A 2,615-nucleotide genomic window follows, 5' to 3' on the forward strand; every position below is an offset into this window, starting at 1 on the left:
TGCAACCTGATCCGTTGGGATATCTGGATGGGCCGGATCCCTATTCGTATGTGCAGGGGGATCCGATCAACAAGGTTGATCCGCTAGGGCTGTATCAAATCGATATGCATTACTACATGGTTCTATTCTTAGCTCTTACGTCTGGATTGGATCCAGATGTAGCTCGCACCATTGCCTTGGCATCGCAATACGTGGACGACAATCCAGATACCAGTCCGATTGTGGTAGATGCCAATGGACAAATCGATTTGTATGCAAGTGTTACGCAAAACCAAGAACGACTTGCGTCCTACCATTTCATGAAGGATCGTTTGCCTGCCAATGGAGACATTCATGACGATACTATTGGTCAACTTTTGAATCTTAAAAATGCGGTAGACAAAGCACCTGCCAATTGTAGTCGGGAGATATTTTTCGGAGAATATCTACATGCTTTCGCAGATACGTATAGTCACGCTGATCCAAATGACACCCCTTACAATGGCGTAGTGTTGGGCGTGGGCTTGGGACACGGGTTAAATGACTCTGATCCAGATTACACCTTCGATCACTATGGATTTGGTGCGATCATCAACAAGGTCGCGGGAAATTGGCAGCCAGGGCCATCAAATAGCACTCATTGGGGCACAAATAGCAGTCGTACTTTGGCGGCAGAGCAGAGCATATTTGACAAATTCACAAATCAGGGTTACTGGAACCTCAAGAATGGGGTCGATTTTGATCGGATTCAAAATACGTTAGTGGCCTTCAATAACACAGGTGAGAGTGAACAATACGACTTTAGTTTTGATTCAAACGGGCAGCAAACGAAGCGCACCAAACACAATGAAACTGATCATGATTCAGTGGCATCAATTAGTCACGATTTCCAGGACAAGATTGGTATATTGAATTCTGCCCTCGAAAAATTGGGCGTACCAGTAAATCTGTTTGATTCGGCGTGGGGGTACGCGAGAGACGAGGGGGCTAGCAATCGCTCGCAAGCACTAGGATCTTTGAATCAAAACTGCTATCCCGGGACAATACTTCCTAATCGCGATAAGAGTGTCACCTGTCCAACGCCATAAACAAGGCGAATGTCAACCGAAGGAATCTATAAGTGAATCGCAGAAATCTGATGAAACTAGGCTTGGGTGCCGGTCTGAGCTACATAGCCAGAAGTGTGATTGCGCAACCAGATTTTGGAAATATATTGAAACCGTCTATTTGGCCAACAGGAAAATGGATTGATTACAGCGTTGCTCAATCTCCATTGGTGAATTGGGAAGCGGTACCGCGCAAATTTGAGCCAACCAAAACTACGACCTATGGTTTCTTGGAAGGACTTGCGACGGAGCGAGTTTTGCCGGTAGTCTTGCCACTAAATATTGGTACGGTTCCCAATCCCTGGTTCGGTCGTGATGAAATGATAAAAGGGGTGCCGGCGTTCCCTAGATCAGGTCTATATGTGGCATTTGAGGTGGGAGTAGGCATGATGTCGCTTCCACGCCGCGATAAAAAGGAAGATGGTCTGCCAGCAGGGCGGCACGATCATTTTGACAGTTTCGCATTAGGCCCGAATAGGCGTAATCAGATTAACTCAGATAGTAACTTTATTGTCCCTTTAGCAGCTTGTGTAACTAAAATCGATCATCGTGAAATCCGTTTGATTACCGACAAAAAAACTTATGTTCCAGATGAGGAACTATGGCATGTCTTTGCCTTTCAACACGGCCTTTATGGTCCAGGTGATTTGTATGACCCGACTCGAAATGAGGGGAGGTTTTACGGACGACCCCCAGTGCCGACGTGCAGTCGTCGCGACGTAACTGCTACCAGTGCACGTATCGAATTCATTATGCGGTTTGATACTGGCTCAACTATTCCGATGCAATTTCGTTTGGAATTGCCACAGTTGGAAGTCATGGGTAAATCTATTCCGATGCCAACGCCTTACTTCGAGCCCTATGACATAGTGAATAATAAATGGGTGTAGTGAAACGAATCTCCGGCGGTAATCTGCTTCGTATGACTTTGAGCCAGGCGTTCACCCGAATGGTCAGTAACGAGCATTGGGGTTCGATAAATAGTTCTCTCGTGCGGCGTCTTCAATTTCCGCCCCAAAGCATTGGTTGAAAACAACACAATTACCCAGAAAACAGATATCCGAGGCGTGGCTGCCTATGCGCTCTATCTGCGCAATGGCGACGGATCAATCGTTCGCAATAATTCCATAAGCCTTGATGGACGTGTGGAGAAGACGAATGCGATCGGCCTGAGTAACAGCCGGGAAGCCGTGGTGCAAGAGAACAGTTTTGTGAAAGTGGAAACGCCGATTGAAGTCAAAGACGGAAGTACGGTCAAGGAAAGCAGTAGCAGATTTAATCAACCGTTCTAACCGAGACGGACAAGGTCCTTCCGCATCTTGTATCTGAAGCTGCTTCGCGGCGCTCTTCGACATGCTGAATGTATGAAGATCGGCGGCTGGTTCATACCTTACGTCAACCCAAGTAAAAAAATAAGAAAGCTATGTCAAATCGAAAAAATTTGGTAGTCGCTGAACTACTTGCTTCCGACTCTACAAGCCGTCAATCGACGCATGCATCGCCCGCTGGCCTGATGCATATCGCTATTTT

Annotated in this window: 3 protein-coding genes; all 3 read left to right on the plus strand. The window is 46.7% G+C overall.

Going from position 1 to position 2,615, the window contains the following annotated elements; genetic code table 11:
* On the plus strand, positions 1–1,067 hold a 1,067-nt coding region (locus BLV81_RS24045; RefSeq protein WP_369823932.1), incomplete at its 5' end, for a DUF6765 family protein.
* Positions 1,068–1,099: 32 nt separating this feature from the next.
* Positions 1,100–1,975, plus strand: a complete 876-nt coding sequence (locus tag BLV81_RS23830; protein WP_143036453.1) for a hypothetical protein — start codon at positions 1,100–1,102, stop codon at positions 1,973–1,975.
* A gap of 132 nt (positions 1,976–2,107) precedes the next feature.
* Positions 2,108–2,377, plus strand: coding sequence for a right-handed parallel beta-helix repeat-containing protein (locus tag BLV81_RS23375; protein WP_143036454.1), 270 nt, complete (start codon positions 2,108–2,110; stop codon positions 2,375–2,377).
* Positions 2,378–2,615: the final 238 nt, after the last annotated feature.

Source organism: Collimonas sp. OK242 (assembly GCF_900107095.1).
In the GTDB taxonomy this organism is placed as follows: Bacteria; Pseudomonadota; Gammaproteobacteria; order Burkholderiales; family Burkholderiaceae_D; genus Collimonas.